The sequence below is a fragment of the Aeromonas allosaccharophila genome, from assembly GCF_000819685.1.
GTDB lineage: Bacteria > Pseudomonadota > Gammaproteobacteria > Enterobacterales > Aeromonadaceae > Aeromonas > Aeromonas allosaccharophila.
The window spans coordinates 1-1,753 of record NZ_CDBR01000071.1 but is presented as its reverse complement, the minus strand read 5'-3'; the positions used below and the strand labels follow the sequence as shown (position 1 = coordinate 1,753).

Annotated in this window: 2 protein-coding genes; one reads left to right on the top strand and one right to left on the bottom strand. The window is 58.8% G+C overall.

All coding sequences use genetic code 11. The annotated features are described in order from the left end of the window. Positions 1 to 72: 72 nt before the first annotated feature. Positions 73 to 1,224: a murein transglycosylase A gene (gene mltA, locus BN1115_RS12945; RefSeq protein ID WP_042657471.1), complete on the bottom strand. Its 1,152-nt coding sequence runs from the start codon at positions 1,222 to 1,224 to the stop codon at positions 73 to 75. 150 nt (positions 1,225 to 1,374) lie between these two features. Here mltA and BN1115_RS12940 point away from each other — a divergent pair, with 150 nt between their 5' ends. Next, positions 1,375 to 1,626, top strand: coding sequence for a DUF1289 domain-containing protein (locus BN1115_RS12940; RefSeq protein ID WP_042657470.1), 252 nt, complete (start codon positions 1,375 to 1,377; stop codon positions 1,624 to 1,626). The last annotated feature ends 127 nt before the right edge of the window (positions 1,627 to 1,753 follow it).

Genomic DNA, 1,753 nt, shown 5'->3' with positions numbered 1-1,753 from the left:
GCGACCATCCCATTAACGCCTCTCTTCATTTTTTCCGGGCGCCCGATTACAGACGCCCGGTCCCTCAGAGGATTACAGCCAGGGGGCGGCAGTCGGCCCATGCTGCAGGCCCAGCTTCCAGACTCTGCCAAAGTGCTTGTAGTGACCCGCAGCGACACCGGCCTTCTCGCCCATGCCGTGGTAGAGGTCGAGGTGACCCTTCTTCACCGCACCGCCCACATCGAGCGCAATCAACAAGCGCAGCTGGTGCTTGCCGGTCCAGTTGCCCTCTTTATCGAGCAAGGGGACTTCGGCGAGGATCGGGGTGCCCATCGGCAATAGGGTCTTGTCGGCGGCAACGGCCGCCAGCGGCAGCAGCGGGATACCTGCAGCCCCGATCACGTCATTGGTCGGGCGACGCTCGAAGAAGACATAGGAGGGGTTCTGCTCCACCAGCTCCTTGACGCTCTCCTCTGGCTGACTATTGGCCCAATCCTTGATGGCCTTCATCGACATCTGCTCTTTGGGCACTTCACCGCGGTCGATCAGTACCCGGCCGATACTGACGTAACCATGACCGTTCTTGCCGCTGTAGCCCAGATATTGCAGTCGATCGTCATCGCCGTAGTGGACAAAGCCGGAGCCCTGCACATCCATCAGGAAGTTGTCGATAAGAGACTTGCTGTAGCCCAGCTCCAGCCCGCGGTTGGCCAGGGCCCCCTGATGGATCTCGGCACGGGTCGGACAGCTGCCACCACATTTGGGCATGGCATAGATGGGATACTTGTACTTGGCGTCCGGACGGTGACGCACCTCCAGCACCGGCGAGTAGTAACCGGTAAACAGCACGTTGCCCATCCGATCGGCGCCGCCCAGCTGGGCCAGGCTGATGCCGTAACGGGTGATGTCGGCAGGATTGCCTCCATTGGCAACCCAACGGGAGAGCTGGTGATAGAGCTCGCCATAACGGCGGGTCATCTTGCCGGAGCGCTGCAATACCAGTCGGCTTTGCGGGCCAAACTTGCTGTAGTCAGCACGCGCACGGCTATTGACCCGCTCCACCCTCACCAGATCCTCTGGCAGGGTCCCGTCCAGATACTGCTTGCCCAGATTTTCCGGCACCTCGCAGTTAAGAAAGCATCTGTTGTCGGTCTGTTTTTTGGGCACATCTGCTTTATCAGAGTTGCCCGCACAACCGGCCAGTCCCAGCACTGCGGCGGTCAGCCAGTACGCGTGTTTGTTCATATGTCCTCATATAACGCCAAGAGCCATGCTCGGCGGGGAAGATGCCAAATTTGCAGGGGGAAAGCAAACGACATCAATCACTTGAAGCAGGATTTCTCCAAAGGGGATCCGCTGGGTTATAACAAGGTGACAGGATGTGCGAGGTGATGGATGGAACAGCTCGAAATCTTCCCGCTGCAGAGCCCCTGCATCGGGGTCTGCGAAGTGAACAACAAGGGCTACTGCAAGGGCTGCCTGCGCAATCGCGAGGAGCGTTTCAACTGGCTCACCATGACCCCTGCCGAGCAGCAGGAGGTGATGCGCCTGTGCCGCAACCGCAAGGCGCGGGTCGACGCCGCCCGCCGCAAGGCACAAGAGGCCATCCAGGCCAGTGAACAAGAGCAGGCCGGCTGGGACTTTTGACTTTCCACTATCTCCCTCTTTTATCCCTTTCTCATCAGCCACAAAAAAAGCGGCCCGAAGGCCTAATGCCAGTCAGTTAAGCCTGACTGGCATTGTTTTTATTGGTTTTTTTCACACTATACCTCTG